20 protein-coding genes are annotated in these 21,229 nt (G+C 49.7%); 6 read left to right on the forward strand and 14 right to left on the reverse strand.

The genetic code is table 11. The annotated features are described in order from the left end of the window. Window positions 1-145: 145 nt before the first annotated feature. Window positions 146-1,354: an HhoA/HhoB/HtrA family serine endopeptidase gene (locus H6F93_RS28865; RefSeq protein WP_190688618.1), complete on the forward strand. Its 1,209-nt coding sequence runs from the start codon at window positions 146-148 to the stop codon at window positions 1,352-1,354. A gap of 218 nt (window positions 1,355-1,572) precedes the next feature. Here H6F93_RS28865 and H6F93_RS28870 read toward each other — a convergent pair whose 3' ends face one another. The 3 genes from H6F93_RS28870 to H6F93_RS28880 all read right to left on the reverse strand — a co-directional run bounded on the left by H6F93_RS28870 (window position 1,573) and on the right by H6F93_RS28880 (window position 3,260). After that, window positions 1,573-1,950 carry a DUF760 domain-containing protein gene (locus H6F93_RS28870; RefSeq protein WP_190643361.1) on the reverse strand — a complete coding sequence of 126 codons (378 nt, stop codon included), beginning with the start codon at window positions 1,948-1,950 and terminating at the stop codon, window positions 1,573-1,575. A gap of 114 nt (window positions 1,951-2,064) precedes the next feature. Beyond that, complete coding sequence (locus tag H6F93_RS28875) at window positions 2,065-2,652, reverse strand: zinc ribbon domain-containing protein (protein WP_190688622.1); 588 nt, start codon at window positions 2,650-2,652, stop codon at window positions 2,065-2,067. 71 nt (window positions 2,653-2,723) lie between these two features. Continuing rightward, window positions 2,724-3,260, reverse strand: coding sequence for a hypothetical protein (locus tag H6F93_RS28880; protein ID WP_190688625.1), 537 nt, complete (start codon window positions 3,258-3,260; stop codon window positions 2,724-2,726). 484 nt (window positions 3,261-3,744) lie between these two features. Between H6F93_RS28880 and purB the strand changes: the two genes are divergently transcribed. Then, window positions 3,745-5,061 carry an adenylosuccinate lyase gene (purB, locus tag H6F93_RS28885; protein ID WP_524538034.1) on the forward strand — a complete coding sequence of 439 codons (1,317 nt, stop codon included), beginning with the start codon at window positions 3,745-3,747 and terminating at the stop codon, window positions 5,059-5,061. Between the two features lie 265 nt (window positions 5,062-5,326). Here the strand turns inward: purB and H6F93_RS28890 are convergent, their stop codons facing one another. Together H6F93_RS28890 and H6F93_RS28895 are read right to left on the reverse strand one after the other, a co-directional pair. Then, window positions 5,327-6,919 carry a carbohydrate-binding protein gene (locus H6F93_RS28890; RefSeq protein WP_190688629.1) on the reverse strand — a complete coding sequence of 531 codons (1,593 nt, stop codon included), beginning with the start codon at window positions 6,917-6,919 and terminating at the stop codon, window positions 5,327-5,329. Between the two features lie 544 nt (window positions 6,920-7,463). After that, entirely contained in the window at window positions 7,464-8,351 is an 888-nt protein-coding gene (locus H6F93_RS28895; RefSeq protein ID WP_190688631.1) for a tetratricopeptide repeat protein, read from the reverse strand. A 150-nt stretch (window positions 8,352-8,501) separates the two neighbouring features. Between H6F93_RS28895 and patR the strand changes: the two genes are divergently transcribed. Continuing rightward, window positions 8,502-9,860 carry a heterocyst master regulator PatR gene (gene patR, locus H6F93_RS28900; RefSeq protein ID WP_199314166.1) on the forward strand — a complete coding sequence of 453 codons (1,359 nt, stop codon included), beginning with the start codon at window positions 8,502-8,504 and terminating at the stop codon, window positions 9,858-9,860. Window positions 9,861-10,005: 145 nt separating this feature from the next. Here the strand turns inward: patR and H6F93_RS28905 are convergent, their stop codons facing one another. The 6 genes from H6F93_RS28905 to H6F93_RS28930 all read right to left on the reverse strand — a co-directional run bounded on the left by H6F93_RS28905 (window position 10,006) and on the right by H6F93_RS28930 (window position 15,837). Continuing rightward, on the reverse strand, window positions 10,006-10,251 hold the full coding sequence (locus H6F93_RS28905; RefSeq protein ID WP_190643366.1) for a DUF7219 family protein: 246 nt from the start codon (window positions 10,249-10,251) through the stop codon (window positions 10,006-10,008). 481 nt (window positions 10,252-10,732) lie between these two features. Further along, a complete protein-coding gene (gene argH / locus H6F93_RS28910; protein ID WP_190688633.1) occupies window positions 10,733-12,130 on the reverse strand; it encodes an argininosuccinate lyase in 1,398 nt (465 codons plus the stop codon). 101 nt (window positions 12,131-12,231) lie between these two features. Further along, window positions 12,232-12,480, reverse strand: a complete 249-nt coding sequence (locus H6F93_RS28915) for a hypothetical protein (protein ID WP_199314183.1) — start codon at window positions 12,478-12,480, stop codon at window positions 12,232-12,234. Window positions 12,481-12,626: 146 nt separating this feature from the next. Further along, on the reverse strand, window positions 12,627-14,066 hold the full coding sequence (locus tag H6F93_RS28920) for a GAF domain-containing SpoIIE family protein phosphatase (protein WP_190688636.1): 1,440 nt from the start codon (window positions 14,064-14,066) through the stop codon (window positions 12,627-12,629). Window positions 14,067-14,165: 99 nt separating this feature from the next. Continuing rightward, the gene (locus H6F93_RS28925) at window positions 14,166-14,354 is read right to left on the reverse strand and encodes a hypothetical protein (protein WP_190643369.1); all 189 of its coding nucleotides are present in this window, start codon (window positions 14,352-14,354) and stop codon (window positions 14,166-14,168) included. Between the two features lie 226 nt (window positions 14,355-14,580). Continuing rightward, window positions 14,581-15,837: a glycoside hydrolase family 10-like protein gene (locus tag H6F93_RS28930; protein ID WP_190688639.1), complete on the reverse strand. Its 1,257-nt coding sequence runs from the start codon at window positions 15,835-15,837 to the stop codon at window positions 14,581-14,583. A gap of 238 nt (window positions 15,838-16,075) precedes the next feature. On the opposite strand from H6F93_RS28930, the gene obgE reads away from it, so the two are divergent. Then, entirely contained in the window at window positions 16,076-17,140 is a 1,065-nt protein-coding gene (gene obgE, locus H6F93_RS28935; RefSeq protein ID WP_190688642.1) for a GTPase ObgE, read from the forward strand. Here obgE and H6F93_RS28940 read toward each other — a convergent pair. Beyond that, complete coding sequence (locus H6F93_RS28940) at window positions 17,123-17,806, reverse strand: phosphoribosylanthranilate isomerase (protein WP_190688645.1); 684 nt, start codon at window positions 17,804-17,806, stop codon at window positions 17,123-17,125. The two genes, obgE and H6F93_RS28940, sit on opposite strands and share 18 nt — an antisense overlap. A 164-nt stretch (window positions 17,807-17,970) precedes the next feature. Between H6F93_RS28940 and psaK the strand changes: the two genes are divergently transcribed. Both psaK and H6F93_RS28950 read left to right on the forward strand, forming a co-directional pair. Next, window positions 17,971-18,237, forward strand: a complete 267-nt coding sequence (psaK, locus tag H6F93_RS28945) for a photosystem I reaction center subunit PsaK (RefSeq protein ID WP_190688648.1) — start codon at window positions 17,971-17,973, stop codon at window positions 18,235-18,237. Between the two features lie 244 nt (window positions 18,238-18,481). Next, entirely contained in the window at window positions 18,482-19,681 is a 1,200-nt protein-coding gene (locus tag H6F93_RS28950) for a site-2 protease family protein (protein ID WP_190688652.1), read from the forward strand. 61 nt (window positions 19,682-19,742) lie between these two features. Here the strand turns inward: H6F93_RS28950 and H6F93_RS28955 are convergent, their stop codons facing one another. Next, a complete protein-coding gene (locus H6F93_RS28955) occupies window positions 19,743-20,459 on the reverse strand; it encodes a lipoate--protein ligase family protein (RefSeq protein ID WP_190688655.1) in 717 nt (238 codons plus the stop codon). Further along, complete coding sequence (locus H6F93_RS28960; RefSeq protein ID WP_190643376.1) at window positions 20,459-20,929, reverse strand: YbjN domain-containing protein; 471 nt, start codon at window positions 20,927-20,929, stop codon at window positions 20,459-20,461. Before H6F93_RS28960 ends, H6F93_RS28955 begins: the two co-directional genes overlap by 1 nt. Window positions 20,930-21,229 lie beyond the last annotated feature (300 nt).

Consider the following 21,229-nt stretch of genomic DNA (forward strand, 5'->3'; position numbering starts at 1 on the left):
ATTTAGCAGACAGAAGTTCCTCATAAAATTTTGACAAAACTTTTTGGTTATGGGGTTATGTAGTGTGAATTGCGAGTTTCAATTTGGTTAGATTGGAGTCAGCAAAATACTGCCATCGCGGGAATCAACAGCGGGAACTAAGAGTATGGGCTTCTCACTAAAGCAATTGGGCATTTACGCAGCTTTTCTGATTGTCGGAGGAAGTGCAGGCTGGGCGGGCGGCTACTATCTCAATTCAGAAAATCGCTCCGATCGCCCAGAAGCAGTTCCGGCAGCGCTAGAATCTCCGCCTCAAGAAAGCCTCCAGCCGACTGTTCGCATTGTTGAGCGGAATAACCCTAACTTTATTGCTGATGCGGTTGAGCAAGTTGGACCTGCTGTCGTACGAATCGATTCTTCTCGCACGATCGCTAGCCGCGTTCCCGATGCGTTCCAAAATCCTCTCTTGCGCCGCTTTTTTGGAGACGAAGCCCCATCCATGCCGCAAGAACGGACTGAGCAAGGCACTGGATCAGGCTTCATTTTGACCCCAGACGGACGGTTGATGACCAACGCTCACGTTGTAGAGGGGGCAGACACCGTTACAGTCACGCTGAAGGATGGACGCACTTTTGACGGGGAAGTCGTTGGGGTTGACCCGGTGACCGATGTAGCAGTGATTAAAATTGAAGCAACCGAGCTGCCGACAGTGAGAATTGGCAGCTCTCAGAACCTGGTGCCGGGGCAGTGGGCGATCGCCATCGGCAACCCTCTCGGCTTAGACAATACCGTCACTGCTGGCATCATCAGCGCTACAGAGCGGTCTAGCTCTCAGGTTGGCGTTGACAAGCGAGTCAGGTTTATCCAGACCGATGCAGCAATTAATCCTGGTAACTCTGGTGGTCCCTTGCTCAATGACCAGGGTGAAGTAATTGGGGTTAACACTGCCATTCGCGCCAATGCTCAAGGGTTAGGGTTCGCCATCCCGATCGAGACAGCCCAACGAATTGCAGACCAGCTCTTCGCCAATGGTGAAGTTCAGCATCCCTACCTGGGCATTCAAATGGTGGACTTGACCCCAGAGCTGAAAGAACGGATCAGCCAGGAAGAAGGGCTTGCTTTAGATGCCAATCTTGAAAAGGGGGTACTCATCATCGAGGTGATGCAGGATACTCCAGCCGCCCAGGCAGGTTTACAGCAAGGAGACGTGATTTTGAAGGTGAACGATACGTCTGTAGAAACGGCTGTAGATGTTCAAGACCAGGTTGAGACTAGCAGCGTTGGAGAAGTTCTGGAGCTAGAAATCAATCGGAATGGTCAAGTTCAAACCATTCAAGTGCGTCCAAGTGCGTTTCCGGCTGACCAGCTTGGCTAGGACGGGTAGAACGCTGAGATTCACGGATCGCTGTAGCTGTACAGGCTAGAACAAAAAAGCGGGGAGAAGAGTAAATTTCCCCGCTTTCCTTGTTGTTGAATCTTCAACGGAGACTGCACATCGCATAAGCGAACAAAAGCTATCGTAGAGCCGCGTGCGTGACTCCGGTAGGCTCTCAGAACAAAATCTTAGATATGCTTCAATCTCGCTAGCTTCGCTTAGAACAGAGAATCAGAGGAAGATTCCCCATTGCCAGATTCACGATGTAGCGAGAGCGAGCTGCTGATGCTGTCTTCTAGCTCCATACGCTGCTCCATGCGGCGCAGGAAATAGCCTGTCATCATTGCAGATGCTAGTAGTCCGGCTAAGTTTTCGCGGTCAGTAGTAATTTGGACGTTGAATGTTTCTGATGGCAAAACTCCTACTAGTCCCTGGACGTTCTGAGAAATAATCTGCTTAATCTCAGGGCTGACGGACTTTGCAACTCTTGCCAAAACTTCAGGCGACTGATGCTGGAGATACTTCAGAAGTTGATTCGCTTGGCTCTCTTCGGCACTGCCACTGAAAAAATTGGCGTTGTCAGGGTTAAAAACCATGGAGACCGTAAATGTCAGGTTTACTTTTGATCCATTGTGACACTGATATCTGATACTGTGACCCGTACTTTTGGGGGGAAACAGGGGAGAAATCTAAAATTTAATTTTTTAGCATCAAACCTTGACGGAAAGTTGATATCCACAGCTAGAACAAAAGCGATCGCTTCTATCAACTATGGCTCCGCATTGGCTGCAAAAGCGCTGAGTTTGAGCAGTCTGAGAAGCGGCTTCTGGAGCAGACGCGGATGCAGCAGCTGAACCCATTTTCAGCTCCATGTCTCTCATCCGCATTTGCATTGGATTCATGCTCATCTGCATATCACCCATATTCAAGTTCATGGGTTGCATTGGTTGCATGGATTCCATTGGCGGCATCGGCTTCATTGCTGGTGCAGATGGCTGACTAGCAGTTTGCTGTACCTGGATTTGTTCGGCGTTACTCAGATCAGGGCTATGGCTGAGCGGGCTAACGTGGCTCCCTTGGAGGTGAATCAGGCGATCGCCATCGCTCATAACCAACTTGACCACAATGCCTTGAGCTGTCCGAAACACTTGAGGCGGAGCCGTCAAGCTGCCCTGAAAACTGCTGCTAGATTGTTGCTGCTGCCCCGGACTGCTGCTAGTTAGCGTCAGGACAACTTGCATTCCCTGGTCATCCAGGTAAAGGCTCTGACCCGCAGCTAATTCACAGGAGTAGATCATGGATATTCTGGCAAAGGGCTATAGATTCATTAGAGCAGATTTATTAGAACCTGATTTAAGGGTGGCGATCGCTAACCGCAAAAGAAATCATCTAGTGTAAAAGGGGTATCCGAGGCAAATTTGACTCTGGCAATTCCTACAGCAGTTAATTCCAGCTTGTGCTGAGGCAGGGGATCAACGGTTTGTCGCTGTTCCTGTACATATTGACGTACGCCGGTATCGCTTTGGGCAATCACTTTACCATCAGCGTCAAATGCAGTGAGCCTAACTTGTTTGGTACCTGTAACAAAAGCGCCAACGGTTTGGGTTGCGCGATAGAGATAAATATCAAAACTCAGCCCGTTGGTCATAGGCATGAGTACGACTGAGCCAGAACGATGCCGAAAGGCGGGGTTAGAAGGCTGAAGGGCGATCGCTCCAGCAAACTTGATCCCTAATCCTGAATACTGGTCTCGGACTTGCTCAAAGGCTGATAAATCTTCAAAGTCGAGTTCAACACGGCCAAGTTGCAGGGGTTGAGCGGGTTCAGGCTGGATTAAACCAATCGAAACCGTAGGGCAATGCAACCGACTGATTAAGTTGGACTGGGGGGTGTGTGAGGGCGGCATAATCAAACTCTCAACGTCCAAATTGAGCTTCCTATCGAGGCTATACAGAGAGCTTTGAGAGGTTTCCGCACCAAATTTCTTTAGCTGTGGCAGTTTAACGATTGGACTCACTAACTTGGGTGAGACCTACATCAAACAACCAAAGCAGTGTCCTGAAATGCCTAGCAGGACAGGCTTTAAGCCATTCTAAAAATACTCACACTCCACTCACACCTATCACAATTTCGTATCTGATGGCGGTCAACAAATCACGCTTTTAGCTTCTGAATGCCTCAACTTAACTCAACTCGTTTACTAGTCTTTTAAGGAGCAAACTGTCTATTTTTTATTGGTGACGAAGGAAAACCGAAATTTGGTTCCTATTTTTTTACGTCTTTGGATACAGATTAAGGCTCAAACAACTTTTCAGCTTCACCAGACTGGACAAAAACTTGCGGGTGCCCGCAAATTTCTATTCAATCCTTAGAGTTGTACAATAGGACGGTTGTATTCTGCGACACGAGCCTTGATTGAGCGTTATACCCTGCCTGAGATGGGCAACTTGTGGACTGAAACGTATAAATTGAAAACCTGGCTACAGGTCGAGATTGCGGTCTGTGAGGCCCAAGCAGAATTGGGCTACATTCCGGCTGAGGCAGTAGAAACGATCAAGGCGAAGGCGGATTTTGACCCCCAACGGGTGTTAGAAATTGAAGCCGAAGTTCGCCATGACATGATCGCGTTTCTGACCAACGTGAATGAGTATGTCGGAGACGTTGGGCGCTACATTCACCTGGGGCTGACCAGTTCTGATGTGCTGGACACCGCGTTGGCGCTGCAATTAGTCGCTAGCCTGGATGTGTTGCTGGGTCAACTGGAGGCATTGATTCAGGCGATTCGCTATCAGGCGCAGCAGCATCGGGATACGGTGATGATTGGGCGATCGCACGGCATTCACGCTGAGCCAATTACCTTTGGGTTTAAGCTGGCTGGTTGGCTGGCAGAGGTGCTACGCCATCGCGACCGCCTCTGTCGTCTGCACGGCCAAATTGCAGTGGGCAAAATTTCGGGAGCGGTGGGTACCTATGCCAATATTGACCCGCAGGTGGAAGCGATCGCCTGTCAAAATTTAGGGCTAGAACCTGACACCGCTTCAACCCAGGTCGTTTCGCGCGATCGCCATGCCGACTTTGTGCAAACGCTGGCGTTAGTAACCGCTTCGATAGAGCGATTTTCAGTCGAAATCCGCAACTTACAACGTACCGATGTCCTGGAGGTGGAAGAATTTTTTGCCAAAGGACAAAAAGGCTCCTCAGCCATGCCTCACAAGCGTAACCCCATTCGCTCTGAGCGCCTAACTGGAATGGCGAGAATTGTTCGAGGACACGCGGTTGCTGCAATCGAGAATATAGCCCTGTGGCACGAGCGAGACATTTCCCATAGCTCTGTTGAGCGAGTCATCTTGCCAGATGCCTGCATTTTGACCCACTACATGTTGGTAGAAATCACCGATCTGGTGAAAAATCTGCTGGTCTACCCGGAAAATATGCAGCGCAACATGAACCGGTACGGCGGTGTAGTTTTCAGTCAAAAGGTTTTGCTTGCTCTGGTCGATAAAGGACTGAGCCGAGAAGAAGCTTATGCGGTCGTTCAATCTTGTGCCCATACTGCTTGGAACACCCCAAGCGGCGATTTTCATGAGTTGATTACACAAAACCCGACCGTCACCGCCCACCTATCAGCTGAAGAAATCGAAGCTTGCTTCGACCCTCAACAGCATCTAAAACATCTAGACACCATTTACCAGCGGTTAAATATTTAGCTTTGCGAGTTAAGGCTAAATCATAGGTATAGAAGCAATTTTCGTACCCATGATTGACCCACCAATTTTACATCTAAACAGAACGTAAAGGAGGATAGAGCTTAGCTCTATCCTCCTTTACGTTCTGGCTTAAACCAACTTCGAGACAGAGCAACAGACGGAAGGGCACTTCCAGTGTGAGGAGACCTTTTCCATCTGTTACCACTTCTCAGAGAAACGGTATTATGCCTGACTCAAGCAACCAGCACCATACTACCTGGACCAATTAAACCCGAATAAATTCAATGTAATCGACCCGCGCGGCCTCTCCGCCCGCAAAAATTCCTTCAAGGTTAATTGTCGAGTTGCGGGAAACACTAATACCGTTGGCGATTTGTCGTTCTACAAACGTCTGAGAAGTCGCAGTAGTGCTACCCAAGTTCTGGTCAAAATTCCAGCTGTCGATCAAGGTATTGTTAATCTTGACTGAAAGCTTAGCTACTCCATCATTCTCATCAAAGTAGCCAACCACAATGTTGTATGTACCAGATGGACCTGTGAATAGTCGAGAAGCTTGACCTGGAGTGCTTTGCTGTCTCACTCGAAGCACTCTTCCACCCGAGGCAGTGGTAACACTTCTTTCAACAAAGTAGGACCCGTCTGAAGTGAAGGTTTCTGCTTCAAACCTCAAGCTTTGAGGGTTAACCTGAATACTCCCCAAGGTAGCCGCCACATTGGTGTTTCCATTATTATCCGCGATCTGATTTGCGACCAGTGACACTTGGTAAGCGCCCGTCTCATCTGCTCCCCAACTGCTTCCACCTGGAGCAGAAATGCGGTAGGTGGCTGTGAGTCCATTAGCACCAGTTTGAGATCCAACGTATTCTGCAAGTTGGTTGTAGCCGTTGGGTCCAGTTACCCGGACATCGTCCGTTCCAAGGGTTGTGGCATCAACAGAACCATTGTCCTGATACGTTACGGTGAACAAGTGATTTTGTGCGCCGCTTTCGATTGTTCTCTCACTACCTAAAAGTCCAATCGGCGGTAGCGCCGCTTCATTCACTGTAAATGAGCGTATTAATCCTGGTTGGACAAAATTACGGGCGATGTCGCTGACCTGGTTGGCGCGTAGGCTGATGCTGTAGGTGCCATAGTCATCTGGATCAAAGCGACTGTCTGGAGCGCTAATGCGGTAGGTCGCCAGGGTGCCAGTGCGCCCCTGTTCAGCGCTGACAAACTGCACGTTGAGTGGAGTTGGGCCGCCAGAGACAGCAAGATCAGCTGAATCGATTCTAGGCAAGCTGATATTGTTTCTATCTCTATAGTTGACGCGTAGGGTGTACTCTCCAGGGCCAGTGATGGCTCCACTAACAAAAGATACAGTTGGAACATCAACCAGGAAGTCCTTTAGCTTGCGTGGGGCGGCAAAAGCTCCAAGTGTATCTTTGACCTGTCGTCCCTGTAGAGAAATTGAGTATCGACCATTCTCATTTGCACTCCAAGCTCTGTCCCGCGCAGTAATGCTGTAGGTTGCGATCGCCCGTGTATTCTTGCTTCCTGCAACAAATTTTGCTGGACTCACCAGTCGAGCAAATTGTCTGAATTTATTTCCAGCGGTAACGAGAATGTTCCTAGATCCAATACTTCTAAGGTTAATACCGTTACTGTCAGCGTAGGTTACAGAAAACGTTTTGGTTGCGCCAGTTGCTCTCTCAATATTAGTCACCGAAACACGTGCTAGAGGACCTGTGTTAGCTCTAGCAGCACTGGAGCGACGCAGATTGGTCGTGGTTGAGGAACTGAGGCTGCTAGCGCGCTCTGTATTGCTGTAGCTGCTTGCAGTTGCTTTTTCAATGGAAGAGCGAATATCGGATGCCATGTACTGGGAACCTACCTTTGCAAGTTATACAAATTCTTGGAGACTAAATTCACCTGTAAGCTTTTGCATAGCAATATTCCGCCTAGCTCCTGGTTAGTGCTTTTACAACTGAGGCACTGTAGGAGAAGACGAGATAACTTGCTTAACTCAGGTGGAAAAATGCTGAAATGCCAACTTTTAAGTCAGCAAAAGTGACACGGGAGACGATGCCCCTGAAACCGTTAATAGAAGACCCACAGCGAACTTACAGCGAATTTTGTTGAGCAGAGTATGACGTAAAGTGAAGAATTTTCTGCCCTTTTCAAAATCACTGGGTTGCCAGTGAAATCACTGTGGGTTTCGTATAAAAAAAGAAAATTTAGCTCGGCATTACGTAACTCCACACGGATGTCGAGTTTTAAGGTAGCCAATCTATACGCACTATTGCTAGGGACAAAAATGTATATTTACTTACTCTTTACGTCTCACCCGTTTTAGCTCTCTTACGTATGAAGCATGAGTGAAGAGATCTGGCTGTAACCTAAGTCTAGACAGCCATTGCAGATTACTCAGGTGTGGAGGCTGGAGTCTCTTCGGGCGAGGGGGCGGGAGCGGGAGCGGGCGAAGACTGACTCGGAGAATCTTCAGTCAGGGGTGGAGGAAGTTCTTCTACTCCTCCAGCCGCAAGTTGGTTAATCTGGTCTTTGTATTGGGCGGGAGCTAGAGAGGCAGCGGTGGTAAACAGGGGTTGTGCTTCAGTATCTTTGCCTTGAGCTTGCAGCACCAACGCTTTTGCTAATACTGGGCGAAAGTCCTGACGATCGCTTTGAATTGCCTGTTCGTAGACCGCGATCGCCTCATTGTAGCGATCGCTCTCTGCGTAGACCTGCCCCAACAACAGCCGCACCGAAGTTAAGTCAACACTACCGGCTTGAATTTGATTCGCCTGATTTGCGTTCCGCAGGGTGTCCTGCAACAAACCAATTGCGGCCTCCGGGCGCTCTTGCTCAATCAATAGAGCGGCAAGCCCCTGGAGGGCATAGATATTTCCGGGTTGGGTTGTCAAAATGCTGCGATAGGCTTGGGCGGCTCCTTCGCGATCGCCAACCTGCTGCTTTGCCTGTGCCAGCAAAATCGTATATTCGGGTTGAGTTGGGTTGAGCTCTGCAAGTTTCTCCAGCGGGGCGATCGTTCCCTCAACATCACCTAACTCCCGCCGAACCCTCAATAGATTGCGAAGTGCGGTTTGGTTATCGGGTTCATCCTCTAATACCAGTTCATAACCCCGTGCCTGCGCCTCCAAGTCTGATGTTGGGGCATTAGCTGGGGCATTAGCTGTGGTGGGGGTGGTTCGCAGTAGCCCAACGAGCGGCAAAATCGCTAGCCCGACAAAGCAGAGTACTGCAAAACCCATGATTAGATTGATGATCCAGCGATTGCGTTTATCAAACACACAACTTTCCCAAACTCTACTGTCATTCTGCCATGATTAACTACATCTGCCTTGCTCGATAAAAATCCCTGACGATGGCGATCGTGCCCGTATAAACAAATTGGGTGTCACCGAACACTAGCCTCATTTCTTTAGCAAGGTAGGTTTAGTGTGGATGCTAACCTAGTGTTTAATCTGCACTGGTATCTTGCTTTAGTGGTTAATGGTGGACGGGCAGGTTTCCACCGCAAGGAGGTTTTAGTGAGTCCTTCTCAGAACCAGTTCCCTAATTCATCTCAATCGGCTTCCTCCCCTGAGCAGCCTGAAAATCAGGCTTCTTCTAGTCCTTCACCTGAACCTGCAAATTCAGCAGAAACCAGTACGAATAATATGGATCAGCAGCCCAACGCAACCCTTGAAAGCGCTCCCCCTACTGTTTTAGATGCTTCAGAAGCAATGTCAGAGGAAAATCTGGAATCAGAGGAAAAACCCAAGGCAATTCCCCCGCTAATGCCTCCAAAGCCAGCGCCAGCGCCAGCACCTTCAGTTGCGGCGGCTGATTCAACCGTGTCCAAACCAGCGTCAGCACCAACCCCAGACCTCTTGCCGATCGAGGCATCTGAGATCAGTTCTGAGGGCGCTGATGCGGAAGACGTTGATAGCCAGATCGCATCCATGCGACAGCAGCCGATTCCGCCTGCTAGCGAACCGATGCAATATCGGGCGATCGGACTGGTGCGGGGAAGATACGAACCTTCGGACGAGCAGTTTACCCGAGGCTTCTTGCATACAGAGGACGGGACTGCAATTGATGCCGTTCTGTTAGGGCGTGTGATGAGCCTGGTCAAAAAACATGTTGACCTAGAGCAGCCTCATCTGTGGGTAGTGTATCCTCGGACGCGAGAAAAAAATACCAATCTACACGTGCAGATTGTGGGCGTTTGGGAACCTGAAAAATTGAATAAAGTGGAAGGCTCTGAAGTTGAAGGTTCTGAGCAACCTGCGAATACTGAGGAAGCTGCTCTGTCGGGTAGCGCTCAAGTTGAAGCGGATGCATCAGCGATCGATTCTCCGGGGCATGAAGATGGCTACTTCTCCATTCGTGGTGAGGTGCTGTTTCAGTCTCAGGAAGATCAGCGGCTAATCGTCAAAATTCAGCAGTCTCCCCGCCGCGGAGACAGTCAGGGCAGAGCCTTTAAGCTAAACTTGGAGGGCGTTCTAACCGGTAAAGCAGTAGGCTATTTCTGGGATTTACAGGTACAGCGGCAAGAGAACCTGCTGGTTGTGCAAGACGGCACTATGATCGGTTTAGTCCCGCCCAAAAAACGCCAGGACAGTAAAGGCGGTGGGGGGCGGAAAGGTGGACGACCGATGGCCGGTGGCTACGGCAAAAAGCGGTGGGAAGGTAGCCGTGAAGGGCAGCGTCCCTCACGCGGAGACAAGCCAGTCGGAGCCCCCCCTCAACGTCGGGAACCACTCGCCAAACCGATTAAGCGCCGAGACAATAGCTCTCAGTCTAATCCCGGCTGATAGCGTCTCATAGGCATTGCGATAAAAACCATAAAAATTTGAGCGTGAGAACCATAATTCTCACGCTCAAATTTTTATTTATTGGATTACAAATCACAAGGTTGTAAGAGGATGTCTCCTGCGGCGTAAAGACATCCTCAGCATCCTAGCCGTGCTCGTCTCTCTGCCTGCCGATACCAAGCTGTTTCTTGGAGTCTTTAAGCTTTTTCCAGAGCAACTCGATCTGTTGAAAAGACTCGATAGGGGTGAGTTTTCCGCCAGTTTCAAGGTTAGAAATGAGGCTTACACGCTGAGCAAATTCCTGTAGGTTGGCATTAAAGACCAGGTTTTCTGGCTTGACTTCACCGTGGTAGCGACTGTGGGGGTAGAGAAAGTTGGAAAGTTCGTCCATTGCTGCAATTTGCTCCCATAAATTAAAGTTTTCAGGCTTTTCGATTGGTTTTTCATTATAGGGGTATGCCTTAAAACCGCATTTCTAGAATGCCTGAGACATACCTTGAAGGATGTAACTTCATGCACGACTAAAGGGAGGGTATTTTATTAACCCAATCTTAACCAGATTTTAACCCTAACGATTACTTATACAATCTTTCGTAAGCAAGATACTTACTGAGAGAATTTTGGTATCGAGGAACACGTTGAGCGGTGGGTTAATCTCTGGGAACTGTAAGCAACCCCCTTTAGCTAAGTTGTAAATTCAATTTAATTTAGATCAAGAAAAAGCAAATAGAGGCGATCGCTTAAATTTTCTCTGCCACCAACTTTCGTTCTACGTGGAATTAGGTAGAACCAGAGTTGGAGATAGCAATAAGACTCAGTGCTGTTGGTTGGTGAACCAACAGCGCTGACTTGTCAATAGGCTGAGCATCTGGTTACTCGACACTTAAGCGCGATCGCGCTGCTGCAATTGCCTGCCTTACCTGATCAAAGCCGGTGCCGCCGTAACTGTTGCGGGCAGCGACAACTTGACGAGGGGCGATCGCTTCATAAATATCAGACTCAAATGCCGGATGAAGCGTCTGCCATTCCTCGATCGTCAGGTCTTTGAGCAGCTTTCCAGCAGCAAGACTGGTTTTGACCACCTTGCCAACTAGATTATAGGCCTCTCGGAAAGGTACACCTTTAGTTGCCAGATAGTCTGCCACGTCTGTTGCATTAGAAAAGTCTTCCGCAACTGCTGCTGCCAGGCGAGGCACCCGAAACTCTAGCCCTTCCTGAAACAAAATTGTCATAGCTTCCAGACAAGTCTGTACGGTCTTAACGCCGTCAAACAAGGCTTCCTTGTCTTCTTGCAAGTCTTTGTTGTAAGCCAGCGGCAGTCCTTTCATCAACACCAGCATTGCCTGAAGGTGTCCAAATACTCGCCCTGTCTTCCCTCGCACCAATTCTGGCACGTCAGGGTTTTTCTTTTGGGGCATGATGCTAGAGCCAGTAGAGCAGCTATCTTTGAGGGTGACAAAGCCAAACTCTTCTGATGCCCATAAGATTACCTCTTCTGACAGGCGCGAGAGGTGAACCATGATCAGGCTGGTGGCACAGAGAAATTCGACGGCAAAATCGCGATCGCTAACCCCATCCAAACTATTGGCATAGACGCGCTCGAAGCCCAACAGTTCGGCAGTGTAATGGCGGTCGATGGGAAAGGTTGTGCCTGCCAGCGCTCCGCTACCCAGAGGCGAGATGTTGGTGCGCTTATATACGTCACCCAAGCGTTCACAATCTCGCTCGGCCATCTCTACATAGGCGAGCAAGTGATGTGCCAAACTTAGAGGCTGGGCCCGTTGGAGATGAGTATAGCCAGGAATCAAGGTTTCAATGTGTTGCTCTGCCAGGTTTAGCAACACACCCTGAAACTGGCGTAACCGTTGACAAATGAGGTGAATCTGGTCGCGCAGATAAAGTCGCGTGTCAGTGCCAACCTGGTCATTGCGCGATCGCCCCGTATGCAGCTTTTTGCCAACCTCGCCCAGGATGTCGGTTAGCCTGCGCTCCACGGCAAAGTGAATATCTTCTGCGTCAATGCCTGGGTGAAAGAACCCTTGGCGATATTCCTGCCGAATTTGCTCCAGACCCGCAACTAACTGGCTTCCCTCTTCTGAGGAAATGATTCCAGTCTGGGACAGCATCGTGGCATGAGCCTGTGAGCCTGTGATGTCGTACTCGATCAGCGCAATATCAAACTCGATGCTGGCATTAAACCGGGCGATCGCCGGATGCAGCACCGATTCAAACCGTTGACTCCAGGTCTGTGGCTGAGATTCGTTACTCAAGTTAGCTGTCCTACCGTTAATAGCTGTCCTACTTTTGATGACAGTGAGCAATCAAACCCTATTCCCGAATTTAGCTCTAAATATAGGCATTTAGGCTTTGTTTAGCCGTAAGAGGTAAGACTGCGGATAAGATAGCCCAGAACTAGCCCAATGACCAGCGCCCAAGCCTGTCCAGATTCAATAAAGTTGTTGAAAGCACTGCGAAAATCAGCAAACACGTCCGTTTCAAACTGCTGAGCCAATAAGCTCCAGTCAATTGGAGACTGCCAGTAGCCCTGCCAGACCTCACTCCAATCGCTCACGCTAGCCAACCAGGTCGTTGCATCCTGCGCTAAATGAACTAGTAACATTCTCCCTCTAACCTCACACAGAACTTGTATTGATGCAGCAAAAGTTGCTCATCAATAAGCGTCGCAGATTTTTAGCCGTTGTAAAGCCTCAAGTTCAATTAAATCTGCTTAATCTGGAGAAATATAGCTTCAAGATACTGCTTTGGCTAGTTGGCGATCGCCCCATCGGGCTTAATCTGCATCACGATCAGCGTCATGTCATCATCAGTTCGGTGGTCTGCCCCCACGAACTGCTGCACTTGCTCAAATAAATGATCTTGAATTTGCTGGGGCGTATAGTGATTTTGGCAAGCCCAGTCAAACACACGGGTTAGATTCTCCTCATCAAAGCGATCGCCGCCCTGATTGGCTGCATCCGTAAATCCATCCGTGTAGTAAATAATGGTGTCCCCTGGATGAAGCTGCACCTGAGCATCGTGATATTGCGTATCCATATCCAGCCCAATCAGCATTCCCAACGTGTCTAACTGCTTAATAGAGCCTGTCGCTGCTTGCCAGAGCAAAGGCGGATTGTGGGCCGCGTTGCTGTAAAACAGAGTTCGGGTCGTGACATCATATTCCGAGTAAAACAGAGTGACGAAGCGATTTGAATTTTCTAAATCGCTATACATCACGTGGTTTAAGTGCTGAAGAATCTGGGCAGGAGAGTGACCATTTAGCACTTCAGCCCGCAACATTCCCCGCAGCATAGTCATGATCAACCCTGCGGGAACTCCCTTACCCATGACATCGCCAATTGTCAGGCTCCATCGTCCTGCTTCGTTGCGCCCGGTCTTGCGAGGACGGATCTGGTCGTAGTTCGTTGGGATGAAGTCGTAGTAGTCACCACCGACCCGACTGGCCGTTTGGCATCGTGCTGCTAGCTCGATTCCCTCAATGTTAGGACAACTCCGAGGCAGAAGCTGAAGCTGAATCTCTGCGCCAATTTCTAACTCGCGATCCAGGCGTTCTTTCTTCCGTAGTTCTACAGTCAGTTCATCGTTCTCGATCGCCACGGCAGTCTGGTCAGCCACCAGCCGGACTAGCTTCTGGCGCGTCTCCGTCCAGCTATATTCTGAATCTCGACTGAATACATACAGCCTGCCTCGTTCGGCGTTCTTGACTAGAATTGCCGTACCAAAAAGCTGCACGTTTGCGCCAAGAGATTGACTGACTTGATGATCTAAAGCAGTCGTTAGACTTTGAGCCGGAGCAACTGTTTTTCCAGACGTAGGTGCAGAAGCGGTCATTTGACGAGTAGCTGCCTCTAACGCCTTACGAATATCCTGGCACTGGTTTGTATCTTGACAGTGCAACCGCTCCAAGCGCATTTGACCATTGGGCTTGAACAGCACCAGAGCGCCCCCATCAGCATCGGTGACACGGCTAGCAATCAGGGGTGTGAGTTCTAAAAACTGATTGAGATTGTTGAAGCTACGTAGCGCAAATCCTAAAGAACTGAGCAAATCCTGAATCTTGTTTTGCTCCCGATGCAAGCGAGCCACCAGTTCTTTCAACGCAAAAACAGGCGTAATGTCTGGCGAAGCAGTGCCGCCAGAGCGTTCAGAAGGTTGAGATGGCTGTCGTGGAATTGGAGCAGCAGTCATTAGAGAAATATTTCAATCAGGTGGTGAAGAGTATAGTCTGCGATAAAACAAGAATAGAGGACAGAGATTCAGGATTCTTTGCAAATAAGCGCTCACTACTTACAGTTCTACGCTTGTTAAAAGTGGGTCGAATGTTTGGATATAGATTTTAGCGAATGCTGCGGCGATCGCAGCATTACTTGTACCAGTTTCCACCCACTTCTTGTCTACGTGAATTCCTTCGATGTAGGGGTAACCACACCCTAAAAGCGATCGCCTGAAAAAATTTGGTAGATATTGCCAGTTCAATCAGCGGTTTCAAGTCGAAAGAGAACGAAGCAACTTCTGATAGGTAAATTGTGAGTGTGAGCCACAGCCCGCCGGAAATTGCTACATGAATGCTATTCTTAGCGCTAATTGTTTCTTCTGCCAATAGGTTGATGGGATGGTTTTTCGATGTTTTGCAAAACCTTAAAGGTGCGATGACTGACAAAAGCTGGCTCAGAGGCGAAGTTTAAGATTTGTAGCTCTCAACCTAAGCGGTTGGCAGAAAGAGAGACTGGAATCCCTTTCGCCGCTCTCTAGGTGGTTCTGGTGTGATGTAACCCCAGAGGCTTTCCCAGTAGAAGAAAGAAATGCCGTCAAATCCCAGATCGCGTACCGCCTCAACCTGCTGCTGAATTTGGGCGATCGCGATCGGATTATTCCAGGTGCCTGTTAAGATGCCAATTCCCATTGGCACAAGTTGATGCATTTCTCGCATTGCAGGCTGCTCTAGTTCTGCAACGAAGCGATCAAGGTCATTTCGGTAGGTTTGTACGATCACTTCTCCCAGCCAGCCCTGTCTGACCCAGGTTTGCCAATCCTGTAGATAGTGTCGATAGGCAAATCCGGGTGAGTTAGGTGAGAGTGAAATCAAGCAGTTTGGCTTAGCAATTTTGACTGCCAAAAAGATTCGTCGCATAAAGTCACCTAGCTTGTTAGCCCGCCAGCGCATCCACTCTTCGTCTAAAGGATCGTCAGGAGGAGAGTTGCCCTGGTGTTCCTGACGGTAAAGCTGGGCTGTGAAGGGGTCGTACCCTAGCTCAACCGGCAAGCTAAAGTGGTCGTCTAGCTGAATTCCGTCTACGTCATAGCGGGTCACCACTTCCAAAATCAGGTCCAGCAAAAATTCCTGAACCTGGGGATGGAGTGGGTTAAGCCAAACTAACTGATGGCTGGACTGTTGCCGCACCAGTTGGCGTAGTCTAGAACGACGAGACTGCCAGAGCGTCTCAGGGGTGTCGGGTAAACCCAATTCTGCGGTGCCTGCTTTCAAGACCTGGCTCCCATCCCTATATTGGGTCAGCCACTCAGGATGACGTTTTACCAGAGATGAGCGCCTGGGAGCCATGAACCCATATTCAAACCAGGGAATAACGCGCAGGTTTCGCTGGTGCCCCTGCTGGATAAACGTTGCCAGTAAACTGCGTCCAATTCGCGTTGAGTGCAGCAGGGGAAGCTGAGTTTCACCAGTGGCAGCCTGAGTGACGGAACTGGGATAGGTGGTGTAGCCGCGATTCCAGACGACTGGGTAGAGCGTGTTGAAGTTAAGCTGGGCAAGCTGATTGACGGCTCGACTCACGCCTTGGGGTAAAAACAGCACGCCGCTGGCAACGTTGGTTAGCCACACGCCCCGAATTTCACTGGAAGGTGCGGAGATGGCTTGAGGAATTGCAGGACGGGTGACGACCAGGAGCGCCAATCCGGCACTCAGGAGGTAAGTTAACCAGCGAGGCAGTTTTCGACGCATGAGCTTATTGTAGGGCGTAGGCGATCGCCCCTTTTGGAGAGCGATCGCCCAGACGATTCATCAGGTTTCTCCAACCGTGAATAGTTTTCCCTGGGAAGAAGCAGAAATTGCAAAGTAGGGGTTGGAGGAATGAGGAGTTGGGACTGAGAGGTTACGGATTGGGGTTGGGGAGTGGTTGGGATTGCCTATGATTGAGGAAAGGGCGATTGGCTAGACATTTTGGTTAGACGTTATTGTTATGCAATTTATTGATCAGGCGGAGATTGAGGTTCAGGCGGGCGATGGCGGCGATGGAATAGTCGCTTTCCGTCGAGAGAAGTATGTGCCTGCTGGTGGCCCTGCTGGTGGGAATGGCGGCAATGGCGGTTCAGTGATTCTCCAGGCGGTTGAGCATTTGCAAACGCTGTTGGACTTCAGATACGCCCATCGGTTTAAGGCAGAGGATGGAGAACGGGGCGGACCTAAGAATATGACAGGCGGGGCAGGGAGCGATCGCCTGATTGAAGTGCCTTGCGGCACGGTTGTGTATGACGTAGAAACAGACGAAATTTTGGGGGATCTGACTACTCCTGGGCAAACGCTTTATGTTGCTAAAGGCGGTAAAGGTGGACTGGGGAATAAGCACTTTCTTAGCAATCGTAACCGAGCGCCAGAACATGCGCTGCCAGGATTGCCAGGAGAAACTCGGTTGATTCGCCTAGAGCTAAAATTGCTGGCAGAAGTCGGGATCATTGGACTGCCCAATGCCGGAAAATCGACGCTGATTTCTGCCTTGTCAGCAGCCCGTCCTAAAATTGCCGACTATCCTTTCACAACGCTGGTGCCAAATTTGGGTGTGGTTCGGAAGCCGACCGGAGATGGTACTGTCTTTGCAGATATTCCGGGGTTGATTGAGGGCGCACATCTAGGTACTGGTTTGGGGCACGATTTCCTCCGACACATTGAGCGAACTCGTGTTTTGCTGCACCTGATTGACGCAACGTCCGAAGATCCGATCGGCGCTTATCAAACAATCCAGGCAGAGCTTCAAGCATACGGACGGGGCTTAGCCGATCGCCCACAAATTTTGGCACTCAACAAAATTGACGCGGTTACGCCAGGAATGCAGGATTTGGAAGCGATCGCCACTGAACTCGAAGAACTGAGCCAAACAACTGTATTCAAAATTTCAGCCGTCGCCCGGATTGGACTAGATTCTCTGCTTCAAACGGTTTGGCAGCGCTTGGAGGAGGCGAAGGAGCTGGAGGAATCGGAGGTAGATGAGATGGTGTTGGAGCCTGAGAAACTAGGGGCTGGAGGCTAGGGATTGGAGTTTAGCAACATGGTGCAGTTTGAGTTGCTCGAACAATTGGGCAACTTTGGCTAAGTCTTTGTCACCCGGCAGATGCTCCACCCCGCTAGAAAGGTCAATACCGTCAGGAAAAACCTGGTTGAGAGCCTCTCGCACATTGCTGGGGGTAAGTCCGCCTGCCAAAAGCCAAGAGCAATTTGGGCGGAAGTTTTGCAAGCTCGACCAATCTAAGGTTTTTCCGGTACCACCGAGCAGTTTGGGGTGGTATGCGTCGAGCAATAGCGCATCAATACTGTCCGTGTAAGCGTTTGCTTCAGCCAGAGTCTCTGAACTGCGAACTCGGAGAGCTTTAAGAATTTCAATTTCTGGTAAGGCGGCTCGAAGCTGCTGGCAAAACTCAGGTGACTCGCTGCCGTGAAGCTGAACCGCATTGAGATTGGCGATCGCCACCACCTGACAAATTTCTACCAACGTCGCATTCGCAAACACTCCAACCCGATCAATTAATGCTCCAGTCAGGGGGTGGACGGGCAGATGATCGACTATCAGCCGAATTTGCTCAGGCGAAATGTAGCGGGGAGATTGGGGCACACACATAAAGCCAAGTGCGGTTGCCCCCATTTGGGCAATCGCTTTTCCCTGGTCTGGCTTGGTGATGCCGCAGATTTTGATCCTCATATTCTTAAAATTACGTACTTTTGTGTCAAATTAAGCGCCGACTGTTAACTCTTAAAACAAAGCGTAAATTGTAGTCCAGCAGATTTTTATAATCCTATTGCTTTTCTGACGAAAGCTTTTGCTTCTAAAAATTTGTTCGACACACGCAATACAGGAGATTTGTTTTGATTTACTCTACTTTACTCACGACTGTTGCTTCTACCTCGCCCTGGTCGACTAGCACGGCTGTTGTCATGATTGTTTGCAATCTGCTGGCGATCGCCATTGGCTACTACGCGATTCAAAAGCGTGGCGTTGGACCTTCACTTCCAGTTGAAGTGCCTGCTATGTTTACTGGCTTTGGCATTCCTGAACTGTTAGCAACTGCCAGCTTTGGTCATATTTTGGGAGCTGGAGCCATTTTAGGATTAAGCAACGCAGGTTTGCTCTAGCGTTTGCGACTTACAGCAATTTCCACTTGGATAAACCACAAATCCCTGTAGGGGCAGTTCGCGAACTGCCCCTACTTGTTTATTTGGAGCGATCGCCAATTTTTGCTCTCGGCTGCGTCAGACCTGTTTTCAGTAAGATTGAGGAAAGGTGCGACCCAGGCGAAGGTTTAGTACTGTCTACCTGAACCTGGTGCCTTAAATTGTGCGTCGCTATGGGCACCGTAGGCAGAGTCAGGAAGGTGGCATGAGAACAGGTTGGCAAATTGGCTCTGTATTTGGCATCCCGCTGCTAATTGACTCGTCATGGTTCTTCATCCTGGCGCTGGTGACGTTCTTTTACGGTTCGTCGCTGCAAGGAGGCGAACTTAGCCCAACAGCAACCTGGATTGTCGGATTAATCATGGCATTATTGCTGTTTGGGTCGGTGCTGCTGCATGAATTGGGACATAGTTTGGTAGCGCGATCGCAAGGCATTATCGTCAACTCCATTACCCTGTTTCTGTTTGGTGGAATTGCCTCTATCGATCAGGAGTCAAAGACACCGGGGCAGGCTTTTCAGGTGGCGATCGCTGGACCATCTGTTAGTTTTGCAATCTTCTTACTGTTGACACTGATCAGTCAACTTGCTCCACTGAGTGATCCGTTTGCTGCCGTTTTGTCTGATTTGGCAGGTATTAACCTGGTTCTAGCGCTGTTTAACATGATTCCAGGCTTGCCTCTAGATGGGGGGCAAGTTCTCAAAGCAGCCGTTTGGAAGCTGACCGGAAGCCGCCACAAAGGCGTTCGCTGGTCTGCCAGAACCGGGCAAGCGTTGGGTTGGGCAGCGGTCATTTTCGGCATTACGGCTTACCTAAGCTACAGACGACTTGATTTGCTGTGGCTAGCGCTGTTGGGTTGGTTTGGAGTTCGCAATGCTCGTGCTTACGGTCGCGTGGTTGATTTGCAGGAAGCGTTGGTTAGCCTCACCGCAGTAACTGCCATGACCCGTGAGTTTCGCGTAGCGGACGCAGCCATGACGATTCGCCAGTTTGCAGACAAATATTTGCACGAAGAATCAGACCTAATCGTCTACTATGCCGCCTCAGATGGCCGCTATCGGGGCATGGTTTCCATTGGGGATTTGCGTTCAGTTGAGCGTGTCCAATGGGAAACTCAACCCTTACACAGCGTCGTGCATCCCTTAACTGCAATTCCAACGGTGCAGGAGACAACTCCTTTGACACAAGTGATTGATACCTTGGAAACTCAATCTCTTCGTCAAATTACGGTGCTTTCTCCCGCAGACTCCGTTGCTGGCGTGATCGACCGGGGAGATGTCGTTCGAGCGGTTGCTGACAGACTCAACGTGCCAATTTCTGAGGCAATCATTCGCCGGATCAAGGAAGAAGGAGCTTACCCACCAGGGTTGCAGCTTCAGGCGATCGCCAAAGCTGCAGTTGAGTGAAGGGGTTAGGAGTTGGGGGCTAGTTGCTTGCTGGTTGCCAAGCTTGGGGAAATAAGCAAGCTTACAGTTCAGCTGAGATCTCCTGCCATTCCTTCTGTGAGAGGGGCTGTGGAGTGAGGTGAATGTTGAAGCACTGCTGAGCTGAATCCGTCAATGCTTCGATAATGGCTTCTTTTGAGTAAGGGAGAGAAGCGATCGCCTCCTCAACTTCAAAAACTTGCTTAAACAAACCTGGATCAGGGTTTAGGCGAATCGAGCCATGCTGAAGGGTAGCTCCGTTGCGGTGAAGCTGAGCGCTACCAATTAGCTTTTTCCCATCGGGTAGAACCAAGTCGGCTCCGGTAGCGGTGCCAAAGCAGTTGGGGTTGTGAATGTAGCCACGTCCAGCTTTGCCAAAATGAAGTTCTACACCAAGCGATCGCCAGCCCTGAATTAAAAATTGGCAAATTTCCTGGTAAACCTGAATTCGGCTACCCGCAATGCCCGAAACAATCACTGCATAGGTCAAATCGCCCTGGTGCAAAACTGCTCGCCCACCCGTAGGACGACGCACCAGGTCGATTGGTTTGTCCCGCCAATGCAACTGTTCCCAGTGATCAGGATAGCGCTGCTGATGATAGCCCAGCGAAATCGCCGCAGGTAGCCAGGTATAAAACCTCAGCGTGGGTGGATGCAGCCCTAGCTGATGCTGTCTCAGCAGCCATCGATCGATCGCCATCTGAATTTTTCCGGGTGCCTCAAGTGGCGGGATCAACCGCCAATGGGGGGCGATCGCCATTAACCGCCAAACTCAGCTACAAGCGCCTCATCATTATCGTTAGCAACAGTCGCTACCACCGTAATATTCCGAGACACCTCGCCGGGCGACAATTCAGCCACCGTCCGGGTAGAATTCACCACCACCTGGTCACCGAAAATGCTAAAACGAGCCTCAAAGGTATCCGACCAATTCATCTTCAATAGCTTTTGCATCAACTGCGCTTCATTTTTTGCAGGCAGTTTTAACACCGTCGCCCAAACCGTAAAAGTATCTTCGTCCGTTAACCCAGTCAACTGCACAAATACTTCAACGGTTCCATACTGAAACTTCCACAGATGACCCTGTTCACTCTGACTCACCATTGCACTCTGGTCTTCTTGCAAGCTAGAGATAACGGTCTCAATTACCTCTAGATGATTAGCTGTCACCAGATCTTCGCTAACAAGACTCTGGTCGGTGTCAGATTCGGGAGGTCTGTAAGTTGTCATAATCAGCGTTTCCCTTGTACCAATAGCTAAGCTGAAAAACTAAAAAAGGCTCAGGTCAATGCAACCTTGCATCGACTGCACCCATCCCAACTCTAGCCTTTGTCAGCTCTATCAGCCTTAGCTCTGCGGATTTTTTTACGTTTTCCCTTAGGAAGAATGCCTCATTCCTGCTCTAACTGTAGTGAAAAACGCTTGGGACGTTTTTTCCAATGGTCTACATGAGAAGCATGAACTCGGCTCACGCTCCTCATGTGGGCTTATCTTCGTCGAAGTTGCATAGGGACAACTTAGGGAAAGACA

Origin of the sequence: Leptolyngbya sp. FACHB-671 (assembly GCF_014695745.1) — a bacterium.
Classification (GTDB): domain Bacteria; phylum Cyanobacteriota; class Cyanobacteriia; order Elainellales; family Elainellaceae; genus JAAUTN01.

Excerpts from the sequence above, each read along its gene's own strand:
- H6F93_RS28865 (WP_190688618.1), top strand. The coding sequence starts at position 146 with ATGGGCTTCTCACTAAAGCAATTGGGCATTTACGCAGCTTTTCTGATT.
- H6F93_RS28870 (WP_190643361.1), bottom strand. The coding sequence starts at position 1,950 with ATGGTTTTTAACCCTGACAACGCCAATTTTTTCAGTGGCAGTGCCGAA.
- H6F93_RS28875 (WP_190688622.1), bottom strand. The coding sequence starts at position 2,652 with ATGATCTACTCCTGTGAATTAGCTGCGGGTCAGAGCCTTTACCTGGAT.
- H6F93_RS28880 (WP_190688625.1), bottom strand. The coding sequence starts at position 3,260 with ATGCCGCCCTCACACACCCCCCAGTCCAACTTAATCAGTCGGTTGCAT.
- H6F93_RS28890 (WP_190688629.1), bottom strand. The coding sequence starts at position 6,919 with ATGGCATCCGATATTCGCTCTTCCATTGAAAAAGCAACTGCAAGCAGC.
- H6F93_RS28905 (WP_190643366.1), bottom strand. The coding sequence starts at position 10,251 with ATGGACGAACTTTCCAACTTTCTCTACCCCCACAGTCGCTACCACGGT.
- H6F93_RS28915 (WP_199314183.1), bottom strand. The coding sequence starts at position 12,480 with ATGTTACTAGTTCATTTAGCGCAGGATGCAACGACCTGGTTGGCTAGC.
- H6F93_RS28920 (WP_190688636.1), bottom strand. The coding sequence starts at position 14,066 with ATGACTGCTGCTCCAATTCCACGACAGCCATCTCAACCTTCTGAACGC.
- H6F93_RS28930 (WP_190688639.1), bottom strand. The coding sequence starts at position 15,837 with ATGCGTCGAAAACTGCCTCGCTGGTTAACTTACCTCCTGAGTGCCGGA.
- obgE (WP_190688642.1), top strand. The coding sequence starts at position 16,076 with ATGCAATTTATTGATCAGGCGGAGATTGAGGTTCAGGCGGGCGATGGC.
- H6F93_RS28940 (WP_190688645.1), bottom strand. The coding sequence starts at position 17,806 with ATGAGGATCAAAATCTGCGGCATCACCAAGCCAGACCAGGGAAAAGCG.
- H6F93_RS28950 (WP_190688652.1), top strand. The coding sequence starts at position 18,482 with ATGAGAACAGGTTGGCAAATTGGCTCTGTATTTGGCATCCCGCTGCTA.
- H6F93_RS28955 (WP_190688655.1), bottom strand. The coding sequence starts at position 20,459 with ATGGCGATCGCCCCCCATTGGCGGTTGATCCCGCCACTTGAGGCACCC.
- H6F93_RS28960 (WP_190643376.1), bottom strand. The coding sequence starts at position 20,929 with ATGACAACTTACAGACCTCCCGAATCTGACACCGACCAGAGTCTTGTT.